Annotated in this window: 20 protein-coding genes; 9 read left to right on the top strand and 11 right to left on the bottom strand. The window is 49.4% G+C overall.

The genetic code is table 11. The features are described from left to right. Nucleotides 1-201 precede the first annotated feature (201 nt). The 6 genes from APY94_RS00210 to APY94_RS00185 all read left to right on the top strand — a co-directional run bounded on the left by APY94_RS00210 (nt 202) and on the right by APY94_RS00185 (nt 12,266). The gene (locus APY94_RS00210; RefSeq protein WP_058937732.1) at nt 202-3,303 is read left to right on the top strand and encodes a DUF1156 domain-containing protein; all 3,102 of its coding nucleotides are present in this window, start codon (nt 202-204) and stop codon (nt 3,301-3,303) included. Continuing rightward, nucleotides 3,300-6,686 carry an ATP-binding protein gene (locus APY94_RS00205; RefSeq protein WP_058937731.1) on the top strand — a complete coding sequence of 1,129 codons (3,387 nt, stop codon included), beginning with the start codon at nt 3,300-3,302 and terminating at the stop codon, nt 6,684-6,686. Before APY94_RS00210 ends, APY94_RS00205 begins: the two co-directional genes overlap by 4 nt. Then, nucleotides 6,680-7,216 carry a hypothetical protein gene (locus tag APY94_RS00200; protein ID WP_245610342.1) on the top strand — a complete coding sequence of 179 codons (537 nt, stop codon included), beginning with the start codon at nt 6,680-6,682 and terminating at the stop codon, nt 7,214-7,216. Before APY94_RS00205 ends, APY94_RS00200 begins: the two co-directional genes overlap by 7 nt. Then, complete coding sequence (locus APY94_RS00195) at nt 7,213-10,212, top strand: helicase-related protein (RefSeq protein WP_245610341.1); 3,000 nt, start codon at nt 7,213-7,215, stop codon at nt 10,210-10,212. The genes APY94_RS00200 and APY94_RS00195 overlap by 4 nt, the downstream gene beginning before the upstream one ends. A gap of 266 nt (nt 10,213-10,478) precedes the next feature. After that, on the top strand, nt 10,479-10,910 hold the full coding sequence (locus APY94_RS00190) for an EVE domain-containing protein (protein ID WP_058937729.1): 432 nt from the start codon (nt 10,479-10,481) through the stop codon (nt 10,908-10,910). 318 nt (nt 10,911-11,228) lie between these two features. Continuing rightward, on the top strand, nt 11,229-12,266 hold the full coding sequence (locus tag APY94_RS00185) for a tyrosine-type recombinase/integrase (RefSeq protein WP_058937728.1): 1,038 nt from the start codon (nt 11,229-11,231) through the stop codon (nt 12,264-12,266). 171 nt (nt 12,267-12,437) lie between these two features. On the opposite strand, the gene APY94_RS00180 is transcribed toward APY94_RS00185, so the two are convergent. From APY94_RS00180 to APY94_RS00145, 8 genes are all read right to left on the bottom strand, one after another. Then, nucleotides 12,438-12,908 carry a GmrSD restriction endonuclease domain-containing protein gene (locus APY94_RS00180; protein WP_169791790.1) on the bottom strand — a complete coding sequence of 157 codons (471 nt, stop codon included), beginning with the start codon at nt 12,906-12,908 and terminating at the stop codon, nt 12,438-12,440. A gap of 65 nt (nt 12,909-12,973) precedes the next feature. After that, nucleotides 12,974-14,176: a DUF262 domain-containing protein gene (locus APY94_RS12810; protein ID WP_083500578.1), complete on the bottom strand. Its 1,203-nt coding sequence runs from the start codon at nt 14,174-14,176 to the stop codon at nt 12,974-12,976. Between the two features lie 125 nt (nt 14,177-14,301). Then, entirely contained in the window at nt 14,302-15,483 is a 1,182-nt protein-coding gene (locus APY94_RS00170) for a tyrosine-type recombinase/integrase (protein ID WP_058937726.1), read from the bottom strand. A 92-nt stretch (nt 15,484-15,575) separates the two neighbouring features. After that, entirely contained in the window at nt 15,576-16,040 is a 465-nt protein-coding gene (locus APY94_RS00165) for a hypothetical protein (protein ID WP_058937725.1), read from the bottom strand. A gap of 126 nt (nt 16,041-16,166) precedes the next feature. Next, entirely contained in the window at nt 16,167-16,487 is a 321-nt protein-coding gene (locus APY94_RS00160; protein WP_058937724.1) for a hypothetical protein, read from the bottom strand. A gap of 55 nt (nt 16,488-16,542) precedes the next feature. Further along, on the bottom strand, nt 16,543-16,926 hold the full coding sequence (locus APY94_RS00155) for a DUF302 domain-containing protein (protein ID WP_058937723.1): 384 nt from the start codon (nt 16,924-16,926) through the stop codon (nt 16,543-16,545). 240 nt (nt 16,927-17,166) lie between these two features. After that, nucleotides 17,167-17,682: a hypothetical protein gene (locus tag APY94_RS00150; RefSeq protein WP_058937722.1), complete on the bottom strand. Its 516-nt coding sequence runs from the start codon at nt 17,680-17,682 to the stop codon at nt 17,167-17,169. 38 nt (nt 17,683-17,720) lie between these two features. Then, a complete protein-coding gene (locus tag APY94_RS00145; protein ID WP_058937721.1) occupies nt 17,721-18,350 on the bottom strand; it encodes a hypothetical protein in 630 nt (209 codons plus the stop codon). 304 nt (nt 18,351-18,654) lie between these two features. On the opposite strand from APY94_RS00145, the gene APY94_RS00140 reads away from it, so the two are divergent. The 3 genes from APY94_RS00140 to APY94_RS00130 all read left to right on the top strand — a co-directional run bounded on the left by APY94_RS00140 (nt 18,655) and on the right by APY94_RS00130 (nt 20,077). After that, complete coding sequence (locus APY94_RS00140; RefSeq protein ID WP_058937720.1) at nt 18,655-19,143, top strand: hypothetical protein; 489 nt, start codon at nt 18,655-18,657, stop codon at nt 19,141-19,143. Beyond that, entirely contained in the window at nt 19,140-19,400 is a 261-nt protein-coding gene (locus APY94_RS00135) for a hypothetical protein (RefSeq protein WP_058937719.1), read from the top strand. The genes APY94_RS00140 and APY94_RS00135 overlap by 4 nt, the downstream gene beginning before the upstream one ends. A 308-nt stretch (nt 19,401-19,708) precedes the next feature. Next, on the top strand, nt 19,709-20,077 hold the full coding sequence (locus tag APY94_RS00130) for a hypothetical protein (RefSeq protein ID WP_058937718.1): 369 nt from the start codon (nt 19,709-19,711) through the stop codon (nt 20,075-20,077). Nucleotides 20,078-20,471: 394 nt separating this feature from the next. Here APY94_RS00130 and APY94_RS00125 read toward each other — a convergent pair whose 3' ends face one another. The 3 genes from APY94_RS00125 to APY94_RS00115 are packed head-to-tail and all read right to left on the bottom strand — an operon-like array spanning nt 20,472 to nt 25,281. Further along, nucleotides 20,472-22,187 (bottom strand): UvrD-helicase domain-containing protein, encoded by a 1,716-nt coding sequence (locus APY94_RS00125; RefSeq protein WP_058937717.1) that lies wholly within the window; start codon nt 22,185-22,187, stop codon nt 20,472-20,474. Then, the gene (locus tag APY94_RS00120; protein WP_058937716.1) at nt 22,184-24,925 is read right to left on the bottom strand and encodes a hypothetical protein; all 2,742 of its coding nucleotides are present in this window, start codon (nt 24,923-24,925) and stop codon (nt 22,184-22,186) included. Before APY94_RS00120 ends, APY94_RS00125 begins: the two co-directional genes overlap by 4 nt. Beyond that, nucleotides 24,922-25,281, bottom strand: a complete 360-nt coding sequence (locus tag APY94_RS00115; RefSeq protein ID WP_058937715.1) for a hypothetical protein — start codon at nt 25,279-25,281, stop codon at nt 24,922-24,924. The genes APY94_RS00120 and APY94_RS00115 overlap by 4 nt, the downstream gene beginning before the upstream one ends. Between the last annotated feature and the right edge of the window lie 1,475 nt (nt 25,282-26,756).

Raw genomic sequence — 26,756 nt, 5'->3', positions numbered from 1 at the left:
TCCGGGGTCGTGAACGGGGAACAGGCGAGAGAGTTTGTTTTGTTAATGTTGTTAATATTACCAATGTTATCTCTGCCACTTTCCTTAATAAGCATTTCGCCTGATGAATTTTATGCTGGACTTCGGGCGTTACACCATGTATCGCCCGTCATCAAAAGGTATTTATTGCGGGCCGTGTTAAACATCAAGGGTGTGACCAACATGGAGAGGAGATTTATCGAAAGTCCCAGGTTCCCAATCTGGGAGGTTAATTTGAAGAGTTCAAAAGAAAAAGGCCCCGCGAGGCCCCCGTACTGGGAAATGGTCTTTTACTGGACGAGGAAGCCCCTCATCGGAGCGAGGGCCGTCATAGCTGGAGCACTTCTTCCCGAAGATATTGACGAAAACCGCTTCAAAACCATGATTGGATTGAATGAAAACACTCCCCATCGCGTTAATCCAAAGATTCCGCCCGAATGGGAGAAGTACTTCAGGGGCAAAAAGCTCCTCGACCCCTTCGCGGGCTTTGGTTCAATACCCCTCGAAGGCCTCCGCCTTGGGCTGGACGTTACGGCGGTTGAACTCCTGCCCACTACCTACGTTTTCCTCAAGGCCGTCCTCGATTACCCGAAAAAGTTCGGAAAGCCCCTCGTGAAGGACGTTGAGAGGTGGGGCAATTGGATAACCGAGCAGCTCAAGAACGACCCTGAAATCAGGGAGCTTTACGATGAGGACGTGGCTGTGTACATCGGCACGTGGGAGGTCAAGTGTCCCCACTGTGGAAGATGGACCCCAGCAATCGGCAACTACTGGCTGGCAAGGGTTAAGGACGGCAAGGGCTACAAGCGGCTCGCCTACATGAAGCCCGAGAGGAACGGCGATGAGGTTGAGATAAGGGTGGTTGACCTCAACGAGATACTCGGCGATGTTTCGAAGGCGAAGGTTGACACAAAAGCAGGGGAGATTACCTTCGAGGGCGAGGCCTACGTGCGGAAGGTCGAGGAGGCAATAAGGGCCGGAAGGCTGAAGGAGGACGACGTGAGGATAAGCGGGAACAGGGTGGTCTTCAGGGTTCCAGAGGCAAATATCAGCAATCAACAGAAACAATTGAGGTGCTTGCTTTGTGGCAATGCCATAAAGTACGCCGACGAGAATGGCAGGCACTACACCGAACGGAAGAAGGGAATGCCAAATGAGTTTTACGTGAAGTTCGCGCTGAGGAAGTACCACGAGGGCGACGAGCGCTTTACAAGGCAGAGGCTGCTCGTGAAGGTGAAGGTCAAGGGCAGGGACTTAATCTTCGAGCCCGCAACAAAGGAAGACAATGAAAAGCTCTGGAAGGCGAAGGAGAAGGTCAGGGAGATGCTTGAAAGGAGAGACCCGGACGTGCCGACTGAGAAAATGCAACCTTACGGAGGAGCAACTCTTGGAGATATTTACAAGGTGTTCATCAGCTGGAACAACCTCTTCAATCCCCGCCAGCTCCTCACGTTGATTAAGATTGTAAGACTCATCCGCGAGGCCGGCAAGAAGGTCGAGGAGGAGAAGCTCAAGGAAGGCTGGGACGAGGAGAGGGCCTTCGAGTACGCCGAGGCCGTGGCGACGTATTTGAGCATTGGGTTAGGTAGGTATGCCGATTACACTAACGTATGTACTCTCGTTGACGCGGGAAATCCTTGGGGAATAAAGCTCTCTCATACTTTAAGCAACAGGGGAATATCAATGCAATTTACCTGGGGTGATAATAGTCCAATTTCGAGAGTTACAAGAATCAGTGGCATAATTCAAGATACTTACACATTAACAAAAGCCATAACAAACGTTGTAAGAGCCCTTGACTATCTCACCTCCGCCCTCGCTCCCTCAACCCAGAAGACCCTCACGGACTTTACGGGAAACTCCATCAAAGTTCTCCAGGGCGACGCGACCTCTCTCAACCTCGGCGAGAAGTTCGACGTCATCGTAACAGACCCGCCGTACGCCGATGATGTCGCCTACACAGAGCTGAGCGACTTTTACTACGTCTGGCTCAAGAGGGCATTGAGCGACTCCGACGAGAGAAAGCTGATTCCGAGGTTCCACAGGACGGCCTTCTTCAAGAAAATCGGCCCCAAGTGGGTTGAAATCAAAGCCCAGTGGCAGGAGTTTGCGAAGAAAGAGATTTCAATGTATCCCGCCCGTTTTGGAAACAAATCAGGAAAAGAAGCAAAAGAAATCGCACAGCAACACTTTGAAAACCTCTTCAGCCAGGCCTTCGTGGCCATGATGGAGCACCTCAAAGACGACGGCCTACTCGTCACCTACTACGCCCACACTGATCCCGAAAGCTGGGCGAACCTCATCGAGGCAGGCTGGAGGAGAGCAAAGCTCCAGATAACGAGGGCGATACCGGTTAACACCGAGTCCGCGACAAGCATAGTTAGCAGGGGCAAGCTCAGCCTCGATACCTCAATTGTCGCGGTCTGGAGAAAAACCGGCGGAGAGAGGAAACAGGTTCAAATCTCCGTCCTGAGGGGCGAGATGGAGTGGAAGGCTAAGGACTCCGCCAGGGAGTTCATCAAGTACGGTTACGCCGGCCTCGACCTGCTCTACGGCGTCATGGCCGCTGTGCTCGAAGAAGTAACGAAGTACGGTGAGGTGCTCTCGCCCAAGGGTCCGATCCCGACGAAGGAACTCCTCAACGATTACGTTTACCCTGCAACGATAAGGGGCATCATCGAGGCCATCGCAGAAATCGAGGAGGGGCAAACAGTAACATCGAACGAGGCGGTCTTTTACACCGCTTACAAGGTGCTCTTCGGCAACAAGAGCCTCAAGCCCAACGACATAATCCTCCTCAACCTCGCGACCTTCACCGACTCCAACGGCCTCATCAAGGAGGGAGTGCTGAAGCAGAAAGGCTCGGCCAGCAAGAAGGAGTTCACACTTTACAGCGTTGACCTCCTCGGGAAGAAGGCCCTCGATGCCAAGGAATTCCAGAAGTTCCTTTACGAGAAGGGCATCAACCCGCTTGAGCCTGAACCCAGGAACGCGATTGACGTCCTCCAGCTCCTCGAGTACTATGCATTGCTCGGAAAATCCCGCCTTGAGGAGGTTATCGAAAAGCTCAGGAGGAAGTGGAGCGCAGAGGTCGAGGAGGCCCTCGCGATTGCGAGGCTCGTGAGCGAGTATTACACCGCCGTTTACGGCCAGCTCCTGGCCCCGTTGGGAGGTAAGATAAAGGCCGATGAAAGGACTATTGAGAAGGAACTCGAAAAGGACGGCCACTTTGAGGTTCTCCTCATGAGGAGGCTCGTCAGGAGCATTGGGGGTGAGGGACTATGAGGCTCGGTTCCTTTGAAATCTGGGACGACGTTATGGATGAGACCTTCGACAAGCAGGTTGCCCCGGAGCTTGGGGACGTTGTGAGCGGCAACGCCCCCGAGATATACACCGATTCGAGGGAGTTCTTCAGGAGGACTTACTTCACGGACTCGATGCTCGAGATCATCGGCAGGCTCGTCGAGACCCTCGAAGGCGGCGAGAGGCACAACATCTTCCTCATTTACTCCCTCTTCGGCGGCGGTAAGACCCACACGCTCCTCACCCTTTATCACGCCTTCAGAGAGCCGGACGCCATGCTTGACCCGGAGATTCTGGCCGGCCACGACCCTGAGAAGAGGGAGAAGATCAAGGATCTCGCGGAGAGGATAAAGGCCCTCGGCGGTGTTAAAATCGTCCCTGTTTACGGCAAGGGCAGGCTTGGCCAGCCGAGCAAGCCCCTTGAGGTTGGGCCGTATAAGGTAAGAACCGTCTGGGGTTACATCGCCCACGCCCTCGGGAGGTATTACATCGTCGAGAGGGACGACCAGAACGCCACAGTCCCGGAGATTGACACCCTGAGGGAGATTTTCAGGGGAGAGAGGGTTATCCTCCTCGTTGAGGAGATCGTGGATTACTTCGACAACCTTTACAACTCTGGAAGCGAGGACGACAGGCGTTATGCCAAAAACGTGGACAACTTCTTTGACAGGCTTTCCACGGCCCTGCTCGGCTCCGGAAGCGCGATGGTCATGACGCTCCCAATGGAGAAGAAGGAGGGCATGTTCGAGGTCGAGAAGGAGTACAACAGGGAAGTTGTGATGGCCATAAGGGACGCCGTTAACAGGGTCGGTGGCTCCGAGCTTTACTCCCCGCTGAGGACTTCTGGAGCGGGCAACGAGCTTGTCGAGGTGCTCAAAAAGAGGATCTTTAAAGGGATTGACGACGAGGAGAGGGTCAAGACCCTGACCAGAATGCGCTCGGAGCTTAGCAACACCGACGTCTTCGGCCATGCGCATAACCTTGAGGACGAGCTCAGGAGGAGTTACCCGTTCCACCCGGAGTACGTGGACGTCCTCAGAACGATAATCGAGAGGACCGGCCTTCAGAGAACGAGGGACATGCTCAGAATCACGAGGATCGTTGTTAGGGAATTGGTCAGGAGATACGCCGAGACGGGCTTTGCCCCCTCGATGATAATGCCCCACCACATTGACCTCAAACACGAGAAGCTGAGGGGCATGCTGTTCGGCAAGAGCGAAGCTTTCATGGATTACGCCACCATCGTTGACACCGACATTAAGAGGGAGAAGTTCAAGGACTTCACCAAGCCGGGACTCGCGGAGATAATTCTCAAGTACGTCTTCTTAAGGACGTATCCCTTTGACTCGCCTGTTCCCCTGCCGGGTTTCCCAACGGCCGACTCAATCGCGAGGGGTGTTTACGAGCCGAACGAGTTTGACGCCAACGGGTGGCTCCCAACGGACATTAGAGACACCTTTGAGGAGATAACCGCGAGCGTCCGCTTTGTATACCTCAACAAGAAGGACAAAGTCCTCTGGTTCTGGCGCGTCGCCAACGTGGCCCAGATGGTGGACAGCAAGGCCAGGGAGCTCCTTGAAACAAGGCTCGGCGAGGTGTGGAACGAACTCGTCAAGTACGTGAACAGGATGGTCAAGGAGAGAAAGAGCCTCACCTCAACGAGGGGGAAGGGGGCAAAGATTGAGGACCACGTGACGTTCTTTAGGGAGCAGTACATCATCGTGGCGAAGGACCCGCAGGAATTCCACGACACTCCTGATTACAAGCTCCAGGTGCTCGTGAGGGACGACGTTGATGAGAGAACTTTGAGGAAGCTGATTTACGCCTATGGAACAGGTACGAGGACGTACAGGAACACGGTCGTCGTCTGTTACCCAGTTGAGGGGAGCTTTAAACCCCTCCTTGAGACGACGGCTAGGATAATGGCGTGCGATGAGGTCATCAGGGACATCGAGGTCAAATACGGCCAGTTCGGTGAGGAAGTCGTCAAGATACAGATGAACATGGTGAAGGACATTAGGGGCAAGGCCCTCGAAGACCTTGAGACCCAGATTGTGAACTCCTTCAGGCAGGTGGCTTATCCAGAGGAAGACGAGGTTCGCGTCACCAAGGCCCCGTCCAGCTCAAAGTCGGTCGTTGAGAACGTTTACTCGGCCCTGCTCAGCAAGGGCAAAATCGTGGACGAGTTCGACTTTGACTGGCTCGTGGAGACTCTCAAGGATATCGGTGTGGAAGTTCTGAGGCCCGAAGGGTACCGGGTCTCGGAGCTCATCGCCATAATAAGAACGAACACACGCCTGCCGATGATTGAGGACGGCCACATTAGCGAGGCCATAAAGAACGCCGTTCTCGACTTGAGGATTGGCCTTGAGCGCGAGGGGGAAGTGTTCTTCAAGAAGGTTCACAAGGAGGTTCCAAGCTCCGAGGAGGAGGGTAACCCGCCCAGTGCCGTTAAGCATAGGGACCTAATCCTGCCGAGGGGGACTGCCCTCCACAGGCAGGTCTGCAATCTGCTGAAGAAGGAGAAGGATTTAATCGTGCCCAAGGGAGACAAGGACTTCAGAGTGAAGACGTGGTACGAGGTTTATTCACCATCATCGGAGATTGGAATTCCGTTGAAGAGCCTCGTGACTGGAGGGGAGGACTGCAGGGTAAAGAACGAGTACCTCGACATGGTTCTCTGGGGCCACATTGTTGAGATGAGAGAAGAGACCCCGATAACCGAGGGTGAATTCGAGCTTGAAATTGAAGTGCCCCAAGTGAAGGAGAAGCCTGGGAAGCCGGTGCAGATTGAGGTAAGGGTTGTGCCCCTCGGAAGAGACTCTTTCACGGTGGAGCTGTCGGTGGATCATGGGGAGCTCGACTCTTACGAGGTTAGGCTTGAAGACGGAAAACCGGTTGGGGTTACATGGACAATAATCATGCCAGAGACGAGGACAATCGCAACGATTGAAGGGCGGAGCCCCAAGAGAACGCGTTACAGGGACGTGAGTTTAATCCCTGACCTCGGCACGGAAATCGTTGAAACGGATACCCTTAAAGGAGAGCACAAGGGCATGTTCCTGACTTCAATCCTCGACATTGAGGACGTTGAGACGCTTGGCCTCATCCCCGAGAACGTTAAGGGCATCGTAAGCGGGAGCCTGAGGATTGACAAGCCGCTGTGGGAGGGCCGCTTTGAGGGTGTGGATAGGGAAGTGCTGGCATATCTCGTGAGGGAGATGGAGGAGCTCCTCGAGGGCAGGGCCAATCTTGACGTGGACCTCAGTCTCCCGGAAGAAGTGGTAATTGATGACCTCCTCTTCGAAAAGCTCAGGCCTCTCAATGGAAAGGTTCGGTTCAGGCTCAGGAAGGAGGAATGCTGATGGAGGGCAGCGTCGAGTACCAGGTGAACCTAAAGTACATCAAGAAGGCATTCCTCCCAGTAACGCGGGAGCAGAAGCTCGCCGAATTCGTACCGGTGTTCAACGTTATGGGTGCGGGGGAGCAGAAAAAAGTCCCGGGAAAAGTCGAGGCGAGGGCGAGGGTGTACCTCCCCGAATTTCTCAATTTTGCCAAGAAACTGGGGTTTAAGGTCGAGGCGAACGAGAGTCTCCTCAAGTGGCTGAACCTGCCACCGTCAAAGAGGGAACGGCTGGAGTACAGCGGAAACAAGCGGATAATCCTGAGAACCAGCGATGATTATGCTTACCTTCGCCTGATGGTTTATGGCGTCGTCATGGCGGTTCTTAAGACGCCTGCGGAGTGGGGCCAGCTTGAGGAATACGTGCTCTCAATGGAACCGATACAGCTTCGCTTCTGGGCTTCGAGATTCAAAAACACTTATTGGAAGTACAAGAATCGGAGGAAGCTTGATTATCTCGCAAGACGCTTCCTGGAGGTGGAGTGGATTTGAGCGAGGGCATTAAGGGGGCCATTCTGGGGGACGTTCTCCTCCACAGCCCTGCACTATTTTACACAGCTCTAACCGCTCCGGCAAGAAGGCCAATAACCCCGTTCAGGCATCAGTTCCAGCCCCTTTATCATGCCATGATTTCCCAGCCGGTGAGGATACTCATCGCCGACGAAATTGGACTGGGGAAGACCGTCCAGGCGCTGGCCATTGCGAGGTATCTTCAGCTGAGGGGCGAGGCTAAGAGAATCCTTGTCCTCGTGCCAAAGATTCTCCGTGAGCAGTGGAAGCAGGAGATAAGAAGGGTTGGGAGCTTTCCAACCGTAATCGAGAACGGCCGTGAGGTCGAGAGCAAGCTGAGGAACACGTACGGATACACGGTCGTCTCAATTGATCTCGCCAAGAGGTCTCCCCATCGCGAGAGGTTCCTCGATATTAAGTGGGATTTGATAATCGTTGATGAGGTTCACAACGTTACCCTCGGTACCCAGAGGTATGAGTTTCTTAAGGCCCTTGTTGAGAAGGGCGGAGGGGATCTCAACCTGATTTTCCTTTCCGCGACTCCCCACCGGGGCAATTCCAAGGATTATCTCGCAAGGATTGCCCTCCTTGACCCGACCCTTACCGACCAGTATCAGAAACTTGACAAGCCCGGTTTTTACAGCAAAACTCGGGATACGCTCGTCATGAGAAGGACCAAAAAGGTCGTCAACGAACTTGAGGGCAGGGAGGTCTTCAAGAAGTGTTATTTTGGGGCAGTTGTCGTTGAGATAAGCGACGCTGAAAGGGCCTTTTTCGATAAGCTCGACAAAGCACTCTTCGAGATGATAAAAGGTGCCGGGGAGAACTCTCCGGAGGCCCTTCTCGCGGTTCTTGTCAAGAAGAGGGCTTCATCGAGTTATGAGGCGGCGGTAAAGACAATCAGTAAGATTGCTGAGAGTACAAACTCTGAAGGGAGCGGGAAGGCAGAAAAGGTTAGCAAATACATTAAAAGTCTCTTTGGCCTCGGTTATGATGAGATTGAGCTGGAGGACTTCAACGAGCTTGACGATGCTGTTGAGAAGATAATCGAGGAGTATTCCCCCCTGCTCGACAGGAAACAGGTGGAGTCATTCAGGGGACTTCTTGAATTAGCAAAGCAAATCAAAGAGAGGGACAGTAAGCTCCAAATGGTGGCGGAGATTGCCGCGTACCATATAAAGCAAGGGGAGAAGGTGATAATCTTCACGGAGTTCAAGGACACGCTGGAGTACATAAAACGAAAGCTTCCCAAGATTCTGGTCGACGAGCACGGCGTTAGGTTGGAAGGCCGTGAGATTTCCCTCCTTTACGGGGGAATGTCGAGCAGGGAAGTGGAAGAACAGATGGCCTGGTTTGAGAGGTACGGAAAGCTTTTGATCTCAACCGACGTTGCCTCCGAGGGTTTGAACCTTCAGATTGCCAGTGTTGTCATAAATTACGAGGCTCCCTGGAGTCCGATAAAGCTCGAACAGAGGGTCGGGAGGATATGGAGGCTCAGTCAGCCAAGGGAGACAACCGCTTACACCCTGTTCCTGGCGGCAGAGACAGACCTCTACGTTCTGGAGAACCTTTACCAAAAGATTATGAACATAACTGAAGCCATTGGGAGTGGTCCGCGCCTTGGCAAACCTGTTTTCGGAAAACAAATGTTCTCTGGGGATTTCGAGGCACTGTGGAAGGAAGAAGCCTCCGAAGAGGGTGCCAAGGGAGAACAGCCTTCAGAGTACGACCTTGTGATTGCGTCAATAAGGAGGGAACTTACAGGTTACGCGGGGGCCATAATACATACCCTGAAGAGTCTCCGACAGAACATCGAAAAGATGATTCCCTCTGACACAGCAAAGCAGGTTCAGGAGGAGCTTGAGCATATACTCACTCCGAGAGACTTTGACATGGAGGCGGTCTTCGAAGTGCTGAGGGCTTATCTCACTGAGGTTCTCGGGAAGAGGAACATTCCCGAAATTTCCCCGATTCTTCATGGTGTCGTTAAGGAAGGCCCCTCAAGCCTAAGGCCAATGAAGATTGGTGTTAAGGGCAGGGATGGCGTTGAATACCTCTATTTTGTAAGGTTAGTTGACGAGAAAAATAACCGGGAGTTCCATCGTTATCCTGTCCTCGTAATGAGGAACGGTGGGAAGCTTGAGTTCCTTTATGGCGTTGACCTGTTGAAGCACCTTATTGAGATACTCTCGCAGGAGTTCGTTGTTATTGGCCGGCCCGAACCCACCATGGAGGAGCATTTAATATCTTCCCAGCTCAGGACGCTCGCAAGGGACGGGTTTTACAGGCCCAGGACAAAGTACAGAAATTACGAGCGGGCATTTTCAAGGGGTAAGCTGAAGAAGGGGCGCCTCTTCAAGAACACGAAAATTGAGACAAATGAAGTATTGAGGATCGAGGGCATCAGCGAGGAGAGGTTCAACATACTAAAGTATGTTCCCAGCGGGATTCTCGACGTTTATGGGCTCTCGGAGAAAGACGTGGAACCGCCCACCGATGAATACAAGCGCATAACCGAGAGGAACTTCGTGCCCCTGGAGGATATCCTGAAGAGCGAACGGAAGGCGATGGAGATCGTCATGGAGCTTGAGAAGAAAAGGTTGGAAAAGAAGTATGGCCCCGGTGGAGGCTGGGAAGTCAAAGACGTCTCATTGAAGGAACATTATGACATCAAGGTCGTTGAGCCGAATGGAGAGAGGTACATTGAGGTTAAGGGCCATAAGCCACTTCTGCTTACTGCAGAGGTCACGCCCGCGGAGTATGAATTCGCGACGGACTCCAAAAACGTTGATAAGTACTGGATTTATATCGTCGCAAACCTCGGAAAGAAAAAGCCGGTCATATTGAAGGTTTTCAGGCCTTTTGAGAGGGATGCCAGGGTTTATGCGGTCCTCGAAGACGGGAAGGAAGTCGAGATTACCGGAAAGGTCAGCATCAACATTAAGAACAAGATTCGAAAGGTGCTCTCGGTGGGGTAATTTACTGCATTTCCTTTTATCTCCCCTGATTCTTATCCTAAAATTCCGAACGATTTTATAAAAACGTCTGAATTTTCGAGACATTCGAGGGCACTTGACAATACCCCCCGAAGTACTTTGGGGCGTATCACGCTTCGAGAACTGGTGGTACCCTTTTTTGGCCAGGTATCTGGGCTGGTTTTTGGTATTACAACCTGATCGTTTTTGTTGTTGGGATCCACAAAAGATATGTGTATCAAAGACAACAGTAAGAGCGGTGGTTTGAAATGAAGTACTGGCTCTGCATCACCAATCGCGACAACTGGGAGGTTGTCAAAAAGAAGAACGTCTGGGGAGTCGCGAAGAGGCACAAAAACACCATTGCCAAGGTCAAGCCCCGGGATAAGCTCGTCTTTTACGTCAAGCAGGAGCGGAAGGACAAAGAAGTTCTCGAACCAAAGATTGTGGGCATCTTTGAAGTCGTGAGCGAACATTACACTGACTCGAGCAGAATCTTCAAGAGTCCTTCCCACCTTAACGAGACTTACCCGCTCAGGGTGAAGATTAAGCCAATAAAGCTCGGAGAAGTTGGCTTCAAGCCGCTCATTCCAAAGCTGAAGTTCATCACGAACAAGAAGAAGTGGAGCGGCCACTTGATGGGCAAGGCGATGAGGGAAATTCCGGAAGAGGACTACAAACTCATCGAAAGCCTGCTTTGATTTATTTTTGATTTTGTAGTTGTTGCCTTCCGTTTCAGAAGTTGAATGTACAGGAAGCTTTTTCAAAAGTTTGAATGTCCTCGGATAGTTTGCCTAGTGATGATTAGGATTTTCCTTCAAGGTGGCAAAAATAATGCGGGTTTCCTTCTCTTTTAACGCCCTTCGGGCGTTATACTACGAGTAAACCCATTGAAAGCAGACATTTGACTAGAATCCAATAAAAACCGGGCTGAGTACGAAAAGACATTCACTTAAAAGCAAGCCAGTTAAAAACGGTCAACAACATTCCGCCAGCGCTTTGCGGAGCAAAGGGCTGTTATGGGGCCAGGGCCGGGATTTGAACCCGGGCTAGGGGATCCACAGCCTCAGAATGCTTTATTCGGGCAACAGGCGTTCCAAAAGCCACAAAACCAAAAAACAAAGAATTCCCTTCCTGCAACAATACAAGGAAATTCCAACGAGTCTGACAGATACATCATCACAAAAAAGCACGTGGACCTTTTGTTACTGGAATTAAAAGCAAACAACGTCGCTCAGCACCATCTGAACTTTGTAACAAGAACGATACAAAGATTCCTTGACAATACAACAAATCACGGCGAATACTGGTCTTTCACCGTCGAAGACTTAATTTCGCACCTTCAGAAGATTCAAAAACAATATTCGCCATCATTCTACCGAAAAAATGTGACGTACCTCAAAAAGCTCTTCAGGATTGCAGGCATTCCTCTCGAGAACCATCTCAAGACTCCCCGATACATCGGCGTTGACATGACAGTCATTACATTAAGAGACGTTCAAAATTTGACGAAAACAATCCAGAAACTTCAGCTGGCGAGAGATCCAGAGCTCTCAGACTTGATCGCCAACAAAATGATTCTCGGACTTTTGATAATGGCAACAGGCGGTTTAAGAGTGTACGAACTTACGAGCTTGCCCCTCTCCTACATTGACATTACCAAGCGCACAATAAGTGTTCCACCGGAAGTCGCCAAGACCGGCCAACCGCGGATGACCTTCATCACTCCCGAAGTTCAAGCACTCCTGAGAAAATACGTTAAAAAATACGAGCCAAACCCCAATGAGCCGGTCATATCTTACTTCAGCCTTGAAAAGCCATTTATCCGAAAACAGGAGCTTGCAAATCAGCCAATCCGGCCGAAACACATGAGAAAGTTCTTCTCACAGGAGTGGGACAGACGAAACGGCAACGCAACGGTCAAAAAACTCCTCATGGGCCACTCCATACGAGGAGACATAAATGCTCTTCACTACTCCCACCACACGCCAGAGAGCCTTCAAAGGGTTTATGACAAGGTCTTTGGGAAATTAAAATTCAATGTGAAGCTTTTGTAGGCCCTCTTTGACTTTTTCTTTATCAATGTTGAAACCGTAGTGAACAACCCCTCACAAGTGGTGGATCATCACTTTGGTAAAGCGCCAGATAACTGAAAAGCCTGGATTACTGCAAATCTCCGTTTTGTTCATTTTTGAGAAAATATAAAACAAGAGAGTATCCTCAATAACTCATCCAGTAATCCTGGGGTATGTTCTCTTCAGAGCGGAGTATATTAATTCCATTCTTTCTCTCAGGAATTCTTCATAATTCTCCAGTTTCCAGAGGTCTGGATCCAGGGGGATGAAGTGTTTCTCCAGGGTGCTCTCGCTCAGACCGATTTTTGATATGTATCCTCTGTCTTCTCCGGAGTATCTCTGTGCGTCTTCATTGTGAAGAGGTAGATCACCAATTTCAGAGTTCATGTGTTTGTCAATGAGGGTTATATTGCCCAGATTGTTTATTGCAATCTCCTTGTCTGTTGGATCATCAATCACCAGATTCTGGTTAAGGAATTCCTTCGGGAATATATGGTGGCGGGCAAGGTCCTTGTAAGGAACTCTTGTAATTGGGTGGCCGGCCCAATCATCGGCGCCATTCTGAGCCATGAGGAGATAAAGAATGAACAGATACTGCCTTCCGCTTCTCTTCAACACATTCACATTGCGGCCCCTCATAAAGTGGTCTTTCTTAATTTTTGTCGGGTATTTCCTCTGTTCAACATTCCTTAAGAGTTCGTGATATGGAAATAGCCACTACTTTCAGTGATTACCCTCAAGTCTGCTTCAAGTTTTGAGTCGGGACTGGTGGAGTAGTATCCGATGAAGTTTAACAGAATGAACCAGTGTTTTATCTTGTCAATCTCCTCAGGGGACAGATTGTTAAACTCGGTGATGTTTTCAGTGTAAAAGTACTTTGCGAGTGGGACCAGTGTTTGTTGGGATGGAAGGAGCTGGGCACTTGGTAGTGGCAGTTCTCTCTGTATAAATCTGACTGCAAGTTTAAACGCATTAACCGACTTGTCCAGTGTTGGTTTTATTTGATCGGCTGGATACTTGGCGAGTGTGTCAAGACTTGAGGCAAATCTTTCAACATGAGAGATTTGGGACTGACCAAAACCAAAGTTTGAGAGAACCAGTCTGATAAGTGGCTGAATTTGAATCTCAAAGCCAGTATCTCTTATTTCCTTGTAGCTCGTGTATATGGTATCCCGTATCAGCCCACCCATTTTTCCAGCAAGAAGGGAAAGCATGAGCTCGACGTTTCCAATGCGTACTCCTTCCTTATTTATTCGTATGAAGGCCTGAGCCATTTCCATTACAGTTTCTGGGTCTTCTCTGGTCGTACTCATGATGTAGACTGGAATCTTGTATTCAAGAATCCGCTTGATAATTGGTTCCGCTTTTTTGATGTAGTCTTCACTGTATCTGGCAATAAGCTTATTGTAGATCTGCAAGGAGCTCATTCCAGGCTCTGCAAAGACTTTGAGTAAAAGAGAAATATCAATCCCACGTTTGTCGCTTTTGTACAATCTGTAACCGCCATGGGGGGTTGGATAAAGTGAAATTGGTTCGAGAGATATCTCTTCTCCGTTTCTCTGAATCTTCCACTCATTAAAAAGTAGTAACAATGACGTTAACCTCTGCTGTCCATCAATAACGTAGTAGTAATCACCACCATTGTCTCCATCCGTATCAATAAGTGGAATGGAGAAAGGATCACCTTTAATGAACTCTTTATCTGATGGCTTCCATAATATTATTGCACCAATCGGGTATCCTCGGATTATTGAATCAATAAGGGACTTTACATCGTCTTCGTCCCAGACATAATCCCTCTGGAAAGATGGGAGATAATAATTGTCTCTCTCAGTTATGTTCTCAATAAATTGCTGGATTGGCCACACTTCTGGCTTGAGAAAGATCTTCATGGGGAACCACCTTGAATATTTTCGCAACCAATGTTTAAATTTGTTTCCCAAATATAACGAAATTAATCAAACCCTGTTTGACCATCACATAAAAAGCAGCAAAAAATAAAAAGAGTCACCGGAAGTCATTTCCTCCTTTTGCGACGTTTCTTTCCACGCTTCCTTGGAAGATACCTGGCGACCATTGCCCGTTGCTTCTTCGTGAGGAAGCTCGTCTTCCCAAGAACCTTCTGATACTCCTCGATGACCTTCTCTGGACGAATCCCTCTGGCATAATGAAGATCGTGAACCACTGTGGGGGAGTGACCAACGATCTTCTTGAGGATAAGCTCATTGCCGTTCTTTTCGTACCAGTGCTGGATGAAGAACTTTCTCAGCAACTTTGGCGTGAGAGTTCCCGGGCTGTAGCGGAGCTGGACTCTGAGACGCGGATGCTTCTTAATCATCGCATCCCAAAACGTTGGATTCTCTGCTTTCCTTGTAGGTACTGCAAAGAGGTAGCCGTCGTTTGCTTTAATTAAGTGCCCAAACTTCCTGGCGTACATCTTAAGGCAGGCTGCTGTTTCAGGGTGGAGTGGAATCACCTCAAAGCCTTCAGTCTCCTTCAGCTGTCGTCCGACCTTGGTAACGCTGTGTGGGAGCTTCATTATGTTGGCCTCGAAATCGAACCATTCAATGTGAGCCCGTGCGATTTCCTCCTTTCTGCGCCCCGTTGTTGCCAGCAGTAGCAAAAATGCAAGGGCCTTGCAGTACTGTTCTTCCCCAATCTCTTCATCTTCATATGCGGCTTCGAGCGCATTGAAGAGGCTGTCAACGTCTTCTTTTGTGACGGTTTTGGGGTTCATTGCGATGTGAGTCTTCCATTTTCGTCGTAGTTCATCTTCCAGCATTTTGAGTCTGCCAATGATTTCCCGGTCGTCAACTCCCAGCTCTCTTAAGAATCTTCTGACCGTTGAGATTCTGTCCATTTTGGCCTTGTATCCGAGGTTCTGGCCATACCTCCCCTTGAGTGAGTCCAGGTGCTCCAAGTAATCCTCGATAATTCTGGCACTGACCACGTACGTTGGCTCTGGGTTCTCCACGTACAGTGGCTCTGAGTCCCCACCGGTAGTGGGTAGTATTCGAAGGAATTCCTGTATCCATTTGATCTGCTTCTGTTTGTGCTTTTTGCTGACGTCCTTGGACTTCAGTTCGGAGATGTACATCTCGACTTCGCTGATTGGAATCCCGTAGGTGCCTCCGCGTGTCCTCCTGACAATTTTGATCTGATCAAGATTTGCATTCAAACTGCTTACCGCCTCTCTCATACTGATCCACCCAAAATACCAAGTTGGAAAACGTTAATTAAATATAACTCCCCCAGACCACCAAAAAATGTAAAAAGAAAAAGAGCTTGGAATCAGTAGATTATTGGGATTTCCAGCCCCGTCGATATGTGTTTGGTGAGTTCCGCCCTTACTGCTGCTTTTTCCCAACTTGTGAGGTGGAGCGTTATCAATACCTCCTTACGAGGCTCTGGGTAGAGGCGGAGTATATTCCTTGAAGAACCCCCTGCGGACAAGCTGGTGATCTTCCAGACATTAAGTTTGATTGTATCCCTGAGCCTTTCAGGGGCAGCCAGTATGTTCAGGGTCTCAATGCTTCCCGGAATTGTGGGGGTGCTCAGGCCTGTGACCATTGCTGAGACAGCTCCCGGTGGAAAGTTGAGAGATGTAGCCCCTTCAAAGAACAACTTCTTTTCGAGAGCTTCTGGCGGCAAGAGGTCATCTGGGTAGTCCATCCTCGGGGACATTGGTACTGCTCTGAATTCGGGGAAGGGCCATATTGCCAGGGAACCAATTTGGTTGATGAATCTTGCACTCATTGGCACCACCGAATCTCCCTGAGCCGAAATAAAGTCAATTAAATGTAACGGTTCAGTATGGGTTGCGCCACTCAAAACAGAGCCTTGGTCAACAGAATCACAAAAGCTCTGAGAGAAAACCTCAGTTCAAATAATATTAATCCTTCCAATCACATAATCAAATCTCTTCTCCATTGGGACATTGCGAAGTTTAGGGGCGTCCTCGGGAGAATGAGTGTTAAAAGCGTGCTCTCTCGCCTCGTCCTCCCTCTCGAAAGTCTCCAGACAAAGCTTGCAGTAATACCTTGCAGAATCCGGGACTTTGAAAATCAGGGCGTCAATCGTGAGGTCCTCAGAAAACCCCAGCCCGAGCATTTTGTCTGATATGTCACCCAACCTCTTGCGAACTTCCCTCGTGAGAATGTCATAATCCTTACTTGCCAGCCCAGTTTCAATATGCAAAAACATTCAACCACCCGTCTGTCCTTCTTTAAATCCGGGAAAAAGAAAGGAAAACGCGGCCTTACATTGCAGTGGGCGGTTTGAATCCAATCTCGTGGAGGATTTCAATGACTTTCTTAAACGGTTCGGCCATGACCTCCTCGTCCCAGTATTCTTCGGGAACTCCGAGGACGGCACGGACTTTGCCGTCATCCTCGTAGAGGAGCAGGTGGCAGGGGGCAACGACGCCGATGGTTTTGTTCCTCTGGTAGAGGTCGTAGAATACCTTTGCGTTGCAGAGGCCGAGAGTCTTGTACTTTGGCATTTCAATACCGAGCTTGTTTCTGACGACTTCAGTGAAGTTCTGCTCCCAGACGACTCCAAACCCGGCCTTTGGCATGGCTTCCTTGACCTTTGCCTCAGCCTCCTCAAAGTTGCCCTCGAACACGAACTTCTCCTCAATCATTTCACGGCACCTCTGGCTTCAACTGTTCTGTATTCGAAGGGAAGAGGCACAAAAAGTACCAATTGTGAACTTTATAACTTTTTCGTGTAAAGCAATAACTTTACACGAGCCTTTGATTGAAAATATATTCTCAAGTAACATTTGGGGCTTCATTTTCTGAGTTGTGATCGTGGGATGACATATTGTTATGAGGGATGAGTTATGTATGTCCCCAGTAGTTTTAATTCTCGAATAAGAAAATTAACACGGGCAAATAACGTCGTCATATCCGGCATTATACCAATCTTGCCAGGTTCGTTCCCATATTACTTCATTTTTGGCATTTCTCAATTCAATATACGTACGTCCCTCGATGTAATCGTTTATGTCAACGTATTTCACAATTTTTATTTTCTTCGTTGTTATATTAACCCCAAGCACTACAGTATAATCAATTGTTAGGTCTGTTCCAAGAATGAGTCGATTTGAATTCTTGAAATGTGTGTGGGTTTCGATATGAGTTGGAAGGCTTACCTTTACAGTCGCGAAATACACGTTTGCGTTGTTTTGTGACCTTTCGATATGTTGTATTTTCCATTTAATGTATTCTGGATTTGGATAATAATACACAACGGGGGTTGTGACGAGATTTTGCATGTAGTAGTCCACCAGAGCATTTTTTAATGAATTATACATTGCATTTGCAACAATGTTTTTGACAGTATTTTTCTCGTTCCAAGTGCGGATCTTGTTCTTAATATTATCCTTTATCCCCATATTATTACCCCCTTTGATAATAAGTAGTAAAGAAAAAATTACGATGTAGTTTTGCGATATGTTGCTGTCCAAATAAGCCATGCAATTGGTTCAATTATGGTCCATATGAGGAATACTGAGATAATCCACATTATCACTGCAGCGATTCTTATAAGTATGTGGAATGCAGGCGTTGCAATCCACCCTTCAGTAGCACTTTTTGCCATTCTTATAGCATTTTGGTATCTCCCCCATACCCACCGCAGTATGGAGGACGTTTTAGCGCCCTCCGGGTACACTTTATACCGTAGGTATATGCCAATAATAAAGATCGGTAATACAAATATCCAAAGAGCATCTTGGGTTGTCCATCCTGCAGGGAGGTGTTCAGAGGGGTCCCTTACAAGACTTATCCACTCCCATATCCACAAACCTGCAAACAATAAGGAGAATATTCTGGCAACTTGAACTTTGAGCGTTGGCTTTAGATCAAGGTACTCCAGCAAAAATGACATCATTACGGCAGATATCGCAGATACTCCCAGAGCCAATGCCGGACTTGTACCTGACCCACCTGCTCCCCAGATAAACAATGGACCGGAAAGAATTCCTCCGATTCCAATTATAATTTTCATCCAGGTTTTATTCATTGTGACACTTCCAATGTTCGTGTGGGTTCCCATTTGCATTCATATCTCACCCCCTGCTGGTTAATTAATGTCTCCAGAAATTACAAATCACGGATTTTATAACTTTTTCGTATAAATTTCTACATTTGTTTTGGTTTTCATATAAAATTATTCTTTTAAGTAACAACTGCCTCTTCGTTCTTCTGAATTATTGGCAAGTATCTCATAACTTATTGTAATGATTTTTTTATAGATAATTGGTACCTTTGTAAGGTAAGAAAAAATTTTCATGAAAACATTTTTAACCTCGGCGTGCCCATTATGTTATTTTGGAAATGCCTGGGTCAAGATGAGGTGTGTTGAAATGACACCAAGTGATGCTTCAACGTGGTCAAGGATTGTCTCGGGGATGGAAAATTATGCTCTTGCCGAAGTGTCTTTTGAAGAGCTGGGCCTGGATGCCATTGCCGACCGGTATTTTACGCCGGATCTTATGGTTGGCGTGGATATTCGCAAGGTTAAGGTTCTCAAAGTTTCCACCGCAGAAGGCCAGGAGTTTTACTGGGTCAAGGGTTTCATGCCCGTAACCAGGGAGCTCCTGGATAAGAGCCACAAAAGAGGGATTCTCGCGGATGTGATGGTGAAGAGGGCTGCGGAGAACTACGCGGTTTTAACCGGCAAGTTTAACGGCAAGGACATTTTCGTATCCACCTACGTTGTGCCCGAAGAGTGGTTTATCAACGTCCTTTTGAGTGCCGTTAAGGCGTTTTTGGACTCTTATGGTGAGAGGGGCTTAATCGTCCTTGACGCTGACTCATCAAAAAACAATGAGAAAGGAGGTGGTGTTGGATGATGAGGTGGACTCCGAGCATGATAAGGCTCGCCTCATACCCGGTCAAGGCCCTCTTCAGCTTCTTTAAGTGGGTTCACGATGGTATCAAGGAAGCCATCGAGTTCGAGATTCAGCAGAGGCAGTATTACGACCAGCTCATCAAGAGGTATGGTCTTGAAGGGCAGAGGGGCGATTGGGCGAAGGCTCTGTCAATGCTTGAGAAAGAAGCTCAGGAAAAAGGACTCCCGAGCAGCTACCTTGACAGGTTCCTTGAGTGAGCACGACGAACTGACACTTGTAGCTTCTGAATTCATCTCTTTCTTTTTCTCTGAGGCTGTCTTATTTGTGATTCTTGCTGGAGCTTAAGTGCATGGGAACATGTTGGGGTTATCTACCTGTGGGGGTGGAAAAAATTCTTTTTGGATTGGCTTTGGTGTGTGGGCTGGCCCAAACTGCATACGCCCCCCAATATCTACCCACCAAGGTATCTACACCCCATCCAAGACCAACCACCCAGCAACACTTATATACTCATGCAAGTATATAATCTACCCAAAGAGGTAACAAACATGAAAAGGTGGTTCCAATGGGCCGAAGGGCGAAGCTCCCGGACCACGTAAACATCCAAATCCCCAAAGACATCGTAGAACTCTACGAAAAACCAATCCTTGAGGTTTTACTCACTCCAAAAGAGGCCGAGATTGCCGAGCAAATCATCACCCACATCAAGGAGAACGGCCGGCTCTGGCCCAGCGATTGGGTTCTCTTCTGCCCAAACAAAAGCCCCGCTGAGAAGAAGAACTACTACAGGACCCTGAAGAAGCTCCTCGCCCTTGGTATTCTCGGACGTGGGAAAGAAGGCTCGTTCATTCTCAGCGACGAATTTACTCGAAAGCTGACGGTAATGCTGGAGAAAACCCTGGCCCTTATCGGGAAAACCGCCAGGGAAATATGACTTTCATCGAGTTCTTTTTTCTTCTTCCGAACAATACCCAGAGAGGACGAGGTCCACCGATGGTGCATGGGGGAGTTGTCGTGTCAACCAATGCCTTTACACGAACCGCCCACCTGGAGCTTGAGTGTGATAATAACATGAAGCGCCCCAGCTGGTGCGTGTCAACTGATTGATTGACACGGGCTCGTGTCAACCTTTGCCTTTACACGAGCCTCCGGACAACACCCAGAAAAGACTGGGCCATCCGATGGTGCTCCTGGGGGAGAGAAAATAACACTTCTGCGTGTAAACCAATCGATTGACACGAACCGTGCCGGTACACGTGTAAACGTTTGCCTTTACACGCAATCCCCAGAGGGAGTTGGAGAATCGGGACAAAACGTGGGAGAAAAGATCAAAGAGTGAACGGCTTGTCCGTGTTGATAATAAGTAACCCCTTCCGGGCTCTCGTCATCCCCACGAACCATACGCGAGCTTCCGCTTCAACCTCCTCTGGCGTCCGGAGATACTTTCTCCAGTTCCGGGTGGGCATCTCATTAATGAGGAATACTACATCCGCTTCACGACCCTTACTGGCGTGAATTGTGTCCACGTAAAGCTCGTAATCCTCTGGAATGCCCTCCATCGGCTTTATGCCGTCATTGATGATCTTCTCAAGGAACCGCTTCGCCAATCTGCCCCAAATCTCCTGAACTTTATCCAACTGAATATTCCCCTTCCAATTAGGTCTGATATACTCTACGAGCGGCAAGTCTTCGTCGAACTCCTCTTCTGAGATAAGACCTGTAACCCACGCCACTCTCTTGAAATCCTCCCTCGTTGGGGACCCGCTTTCTACCTCAATAATTGAATGGATCACGTCAAAGAAATCCCCAACCTTTGAGACTCTTTTCTTCCATCGGGAAGACCTCTTAAGGGTCTTCGGCTTGAACCCCCTCTTGTAAAGTTCACCGAAAAAGTGCAACGCCTGAGCATTCGTCCTCGTGAGAACAAAGACCGAGTGACCTCTCTTCAACTCGCCAATAATTACCCCTGCCAACAAGTCCAAGTCGGCCTCTTTCTTCGTCGAAACCCGATAAAGGACGCCTACTGCACCCCTCTTTCCTGTGCTCACCATCTCCTTGTAAACACCGTTTCTGAGCTTCTCCTTTGCATAACTGAGAGCCTTTTTGAGCACCCTCTCGGGCAACCTGAACGTCCGCTTTAACATAAGCTCCAGATCCGCTGGGTAATTAATGAGGAACTCTGGGCTTGCACCCATCCATGTGAAAATGGTCTGCCAATCATCGCCTGCAATGACCACCAACTCCTTATCCCTTGCCAACATCTTGAAAATCTCGAACTGGAGCGGGCTTAAATCCTGAAACTCGTCCACGATGAGGACTTTGGTCGGGAGATAAATCTCTCCCGCCTTGAGGGCGTCATAAGCGTCCATCAGCATATCATCGAAGTCCTTTATCCTCTTCTCCTTCTTGAACATCAACCAGTCGAAATAATGGTCGTGCAAACTCGGTGGAAGCTCGTCCAAAATCCTCAGATGAATCTTCTCTCCCTCGAGCTTGTGGTACTCTCTGTTTATTACCCTACTCTTCACCTGCCAGAGATAATTCGCCTTCTCAAACGGGTTCGCCGCCCCCATCGCGTCCGGGTCGAACCTGAAGCTCGGGTCCTTCTTCCTCTGCTGGGCCGCGAAAATCTGGAACCACCTCTCCGGGCCGAGTCCACCCATGCGCCTCGAAATCACCTTCCAATCGCTCACCTCGAAATCTGTAAGGAGCGTCTGGCAAAGCCCGTGCACCGTCCTGAAATACCTCAACGGCTTTCCGGCCCTCCTGTCTTCCTCAAGGCTCATATTGATTCTCTCTTCGACAAACTCCTTAAGGGCTGAATTCTGGAACGTAACGAACGCAATCTCTGAAACATCATACTTCCCGAACACACTTTCCAAGAACTCCTCTGGAAAGCCCTTCTCCATCAGTTCCTCCTTAACCTCTGGATTAATTCCTGTCATCCACTCAACAAGGTTCTTAAGAGCTCTCGTCTTGCCAGTCCCTGGCGGGCCATAAATCTTGACAACATACGGAGTAGAAGTGAGAGCCGAGGCAGTCATTCAACCACCTCCTCGCCGCTCTCATAATAGACCAGCCCGCTGAGGGCAATATCACCTGCCATGACCACATCCTTCACATTCGGCTCTCCCACCACCTTCCTGAACCACTCCAAGCTTACGAGATAACACCGCCTTACGTCCTTCTTCTCACCCACACTCAGCTTTACGGCCTTCTTCTTGTAGTGGATGCTCAGCTTTACCTCAAGCATCTCCCTGAACTCCGAGGGTTTAATGTTCGCCTCGTAGCGGTAGAACTCTTCCGCGAGTGCTGGCGGGATGCCAATCATATTATCCTTTATGAATAAATGGTGGACATCCGCCTTCTTGTAGGGGAGCACGCCCCTTACCTCGTTCTCCCTCTTCAACCACTCGACGAACTTCTCATACCAGTCCTCGACCTCGTTGAGCTGGCTCGGAACCACCCTTTCCCTACTCTTCAAAATACCCGTAACATCCTTCAAGTCAAAGTCGAGGTTGTCCGGGGGGACGCCGAGATACTCCGTAGCGAACACGTCAATGAACCACTCCGCAATTGGATACTTCTCCGTCTTTTTCGTCCTTTTTACCCACTCGACCTTGCCCTTCTTAATGAAAGTCCTGACCTCTCTGGCCCCGCCGACGAGAATGACAATACCGTCGGACTCGTGCCTCTGCACGTCAATGAGGCTCACCGCGAGAATTTCCTTCTCCTTCGGGAAGATGAACGGGCACATCTTTGCCACATCGTCCTTAAGGTAGAACGGGCAAGTCCTTGCTCCAATGCACGTGAACGGCGGCTCTGCCTCCTTATACTCCTCCTTGAAAATCCTCACCAGCTCTCCAGCCACCTCATCGTCCTCTGCAAAGAACTCGACCAGCTTCGCCCAAACTGCCATCCTCATATCAACATTATACCCCGCACCCACAAGCTTCGTCGTAGTCGTTGAGTGCTTGAGCGGTTTGGCATACAACTTAATCCACCGGGCGAGGTGGCGAACCTTATCCTCTGGAAGATTGCCGTTCGCCGCGAACTCCATTATGAACTCCTCAATGCACGGCGGCGTCCTCATGCCTACTGGAGAGAGGAGTGAAAGAGCCGCGTCAATGTAAACCCCTCTGACCTCCTCGTCGGTAATGTTGAACACTTCCACGAGCCTCTCGAAGAGCTCGTCCCTCCTCACCGGCATCCCATACTTGTAACCGAGCCCTTCCTCAATGAACGACCTGAAGAGCGTCTCGTTGAAGACGCTCTTTATACTCTTGCCCTCCTTCACCAAAATGAAAAACGTGCCCGCCTTGGAGAGCTCGTCCGTGAAAATGTATTCCGCCGTGCTGAACGCCAGACTCCACACATACCAGAGACCCGTAGCCCTCTTCCGCTCCGCCTCCACCTCATTCCAACTCCTCGGGGCCGTGTCCTTATACGGGAAAACACCAAACCCCGAGGAACCAGCCCTCTTAACCCCCTTCAAAAACGGTAGTAAGGCCCGCCTGGCGGCCATCAAAATCTCAACAACTTCCTCATCACTCACCGGGAGATACTTCTTGAGATAAGCCCTCGTGCCGAGCGGCTTGCCCGCAATGTGCTTCTCGTAAACATCCTTTATCGTATTCCGCCTGTTCAACCAATCACTCGGGTCCTCAGCACCCTTCTCCACGAGCCTCTGAAACACCAGCTCCCAAAGCCCAACCACGTGAGTGCCGTCCGGGTTGTCCTTCCCAATAAGGTCCTCAAGCGAAAGGTTCGTGTTCCTGACAATATACGCCCCGATGGCATTGACCAAGTGATGCCAAGATCCGCCCCTCTCCTTAACCTTCTTGAACCACGGAGCAAGCTCGTCAGCAAGGTTCAGGGCCAACGTCTCCAGCCTCTCCTTCTTAACCTCATACCTGACCTTTCCGAACACACGAACACCGCTCGCCCTCTCCTGACCACCCAACTGAATACCCTTCTCCTTTGCATACGCCTCAAGCTTATCAAGGACCTCTGAAAGGGACACTCTCACGTCATTGAACTCAATGAGCCTGCCCTTAACACCAAGCCCCGCCCCGTTCGGAGCCTTGTACTTGTGGTTCACCGTCAGCGGAGCCCTGACAATCCTCGCCCTGTCGAAGATATTGTCCACGACAAAGCCCTCTGGAAGCAAAGCATTCAGCACGCCTGGAACAATACCCGACGCCCTGTCAATCACCGCAATATCCTCAAGCTCCGGAGCAACAAACCAAATCTGAAGACCACCGCCCGTGAAGAACACATACCTCGGCAACACTCCAAGCTCCTCAAACACGGGCCGGAGAGCAAGCCAACCCTTCTTCGCCCTCTCAAACACCGCCTCAACGTCCTCAACAACCCTCGACTTGTGAACCTCCTCAATATCTATATCCACGACCAACGCAAGCGTGTAGTTGCTCACCGTCGGGTGAACCTTGCCCTTTGCCTCGCCCTGAACGTTCTCAAGCCCAATCCTACGAGCTCGCTCCCCCTCCGCCTTCTCCCTGAGCTTCTCCAACTTCTTCTTAACCGCCCCAAAATCGTGGATCGCCATTGACACATACGCTTCCTTACCATTAATAATGTTCTTCTTGGCCAGAACCTTATCAATGTCCCGAGCCTTGTCCTCAATGTCGTTCAAGAGCACCCACTCGGACTTAATCACCGGGTAGAACCTCAGCTCAATCGCGAGCCTGCCAGCCTCCGGGTGGTCTTGGATAACTTTGTAAACATCAGCGAGAACTTTTCCCGGGGTGAGTTCACTCATCTGGCTTCACCCCCGGTTCTACTGTAGTAAACCGGGTCAAGATTCTCCACCTTCAACACTTTGCCTGAGTAAGCTCTACGACCGTCCGCAACATCCTCGTAGAGTCTGATTGCATCATCATAACTTCCGAGAGCAAATACGACCGCATCTCTGCCGAAGGTGGCTCTTGAGGCACTTACTGGAAGGATGTTCATTGAAATCAGACCACCTACCAGGCTTTCCACCTCTCGTGAGAAGTTGATGGAGATTGAGGATGGCACTTTATTGGCACTACCTCGTCTTTCCCTGCAGACCTTACCATCCACCCTGGCCTGAGCCAGAACACCCATACTTGAAGCATTCATTCCATCCAACATCATACCACACCACAAAAGGGGGCCCCCATTATGCGACAATATAAACATATCTCTGTGTCATCGTATTTATCCGTAAATTTCTTCGTGTAAACTGACTGGTTGACACGGCGAACGAGGGCGAGAAATGCTTCCGAAGCATTACCCTGGGAGGAAAAGGTTGTTGGAAAACGGCACTTTGTGTGTAAACCTCCCCTTTACACGAGATCTCGCTCAGGGGGAGCACATCATATAAGAAACCGTTGTTTACTTCTCGGGGGAACTCCGGAAGAGTACTCAACTCCTCTCATGGTGTGGGAATAAAAACAATCCTGCCGAGCTGGGGGTTGAGGGCTGGGGTGGAGATAAAATCCGAGACAAGCACACTCTCAATCCCTCTCACCATATATGTAATCGTTATCGCTTTTTTGGAAATCCCGAAGTGTCTCTTACCCCAGTCATGGTGCGGAATTAAGAATAAAAGCGGGCTTGTTACTCATAAGAATTGAAAAATCCATGATCTCTTTGAGTTTTTGAGCTCATGAGTTGCACGGTTGCCAGAGTTGCCACGGTTGCTGAGGTTGTCGCAGTTGCCAAAGTTGTCCCACCAAAAACAACTCCCGTATAATCCCCTCGGAGATCCCTTATCCGCCGAAATAACCATTCCTCGGACCTTCACCATATTCCCATTACTGACTCATGCCCCCACTCTTGGAAAAGTGCTGGCAACCTTTGCAACCTTGGCAACCAGCAACCGCCCGTTATATGGTGGGGAAAACCCGAGGTAATAAGTAGTGGAGTGCTCACACCCCAGCAGCTCGTGTCAATCAAAAGGTTTACACGAGGACATGTAATCCAATGCTCTTTACACGACCCTCTGAACAATACCCAGAAAGACGAGACCCCCCGATGGTGCCGGGGTCGTAAGCCTTCGTGTAAAGCAATCACTTTACACCAACCCGTTCAAAAAGAAGAATTTCGACAACCCTTTTACTCCCTCTCGTTAAAAACCGGTCTCAAAAAGCCGCCCTTTGACAACCGCTTTACTTGAATAAGTTGTTCACAAATGTGAAACAGAAGAATTTTGACAACCCTCGTACTTGAGCAGAGGGTGTTCTTGTTAACACACGTCCTGATGTGCTCCGTGTAAACTTCCCAGTTTACACGCGCTACCAAAAAGTGGCCTTTCGACAACCATTTTACCCAACAGAATTGTATCTTCGTGTCAACGTTTTCATTGACACGAACTCCGCAACAAAGACTTTCAACAGCCTCTTACGCCTCTTACCAGCACAGATCATGAGTAAAAAATGCTCCCGTTATGTGCCATGAGTCCGATTTTCCGTAACGCGAAATCGAGAGCACTCACGATTTTCCAAATCACGAAATCGTGAACCCAAAAACACCCCCTCGATTTTTCATTTTGGAAAATCACAGATAAAAAGAAGCCCGGAGAACGCTCCTTTTCACCCACCCATTTTCATTAATTCTTACGTTTA

It is taken from the genome of Thermococcus celericrescens (assembly GCF_001484195.1).
Taxonomy (GTDB): domain Archaea; phylum Methanobacteriota_B; class Thermococci; order Thermococcales; family Thermococcaceae; genus Thermococcus; species Thermococcus celericrescens.
Note: the sequence above shows the minus strand (reverse complement) of the source record. Positions and strands in the feature narration are given on the sequence as shown.

Excerpts from the sequence above, each read along its gene's own strand:
- APY94_RS00210 (WP_058937732.1), top strand. The coding sequence starts at position 202 with ATGGAGAGGAGATTTATCGAAAGTCCCAGGTTCCCAATCTGGGAGGTT.
- APY94_RS00205 (WP_058937731.1), top strand. The coding sequence starts at position 3,300 with ATGAGGCTCGGTTCCTTTGAAATCTGGGACGACGTTATGGATGAGACC.
- APY94_RS00200 (WP_245610342.1), top strand. The coding sequence starts at position 6,680 with ATGCTGATGGAGGGCAGCGTCGAGTACCAGGTGAACCTAAAGTACATC.
- APY94_RS00190 (WP_058937729.1), top strand. The coding sequence starts at position 10,479 with ATGAAGTACTGGCTCTGCATCACCAATCGCGACAACTGGGAGGTTGTC.
- APY94_RS00185 (WP_058937728.1), top strand. The coding sequence starts at position 11,229 with ATGGGGCCAGGGCCGGGATTTGAACCCGGGCTAGGGGATCCACAGCCT.
- APY94_RS12810 (WP_083500578.1), bottom strand. The coding sequence starts at position 14,176 with ATGAAGATCTTTCTCAAGCCAGAAGTGTGGCCAATCCAGCAATTTATT.
- APY94_RS00170 (WP_058937726.1), bottom strand. The coding sequence starts at position 15,483 with ATGAGAGAGGCGGTAAGCAGTTTGAATGCAAATCTTGATCAGATCAAA.
- APY94_RS00165 (WP_058937725.1), bottom strand. The coding sequence starts at position 16,040 with ATGAGTGCAAGATTCATCAACCAAATTGGTTCCCTGGCAATATGGCCC.
- APY94_RS00160 (WP_058937724.1), bottom strand. The coding sequence starts at position 16,487 with ATGTTTTTGCATATTGAAACTGGGCTGGCAAGTAAGGATTATGACATT.
- APY94_RS00155 (WP_058937723.1), bottom strand. The coding sequence starts at position 16,926 with ATGATTGAGGAGAAGTTCGTGTTCGAGGGCAACTTTGAGGAGGCTGAG.
- APY94_RS00150 (WP_058937722.1), bottom strand. The coding sequence starts at position 17,682 with ATGGGGATAAAGGATAATATTAAGAACAAGATCCGCACTTGGAACGAG.
- APY94_RS00145 (WP_058937721.1), bottom strand. The coding sequence starts at position 18,350 with ATGCAAATGGGAACCCACACGAACATTGGAAGTGTCACAATGAATAAA.
- APY94_RS00140 (WP_058937720.1), top strand. The coding sequence starts at position 18,655 with ATGACACCAAGTGATGCTTCAACGTGGTCAAGGATTGTCTCGGGGATG.
- APY94_RS00135 (WP_058937719.1), top strand. The coding sequence starts at position 19,140 with ATGATGAGGTGGACTCCGAGCATGATAAGGCTCGCCTCATACCCGGTC.
- APY94_RS00130 (WP_058937718.1), top strand. The coding sequence starts at position 19,709 with ATGGGCCGAAGGGCGAAGCTCCCGGACCACGTAAACATCCAAATCCCC.
- APY94_RS00125 (WP_058937717.1), bottom strand. The coding sequence starts at position 22,187 with ATGACTGCCTCGGCTCTCACTTCTACTCCGTATGTTGTCAAGATTTAT.
- APY94_RS00120 (WP_058937716.1), bottom strand. The coding sequence starts at position 24,925 with ATGAGTGAACTCACCCCGGGAAAAGTTCTCGCTGATGTTTACAAAGTT.
- APY94_RS00115 (WP_058937715.1), bottom strand. The coding sequence starts at position 25,281 with ATGTTGGATGGAATGAATGCTTCAAGTATGGGTGTTCTGGCTCAGGCC.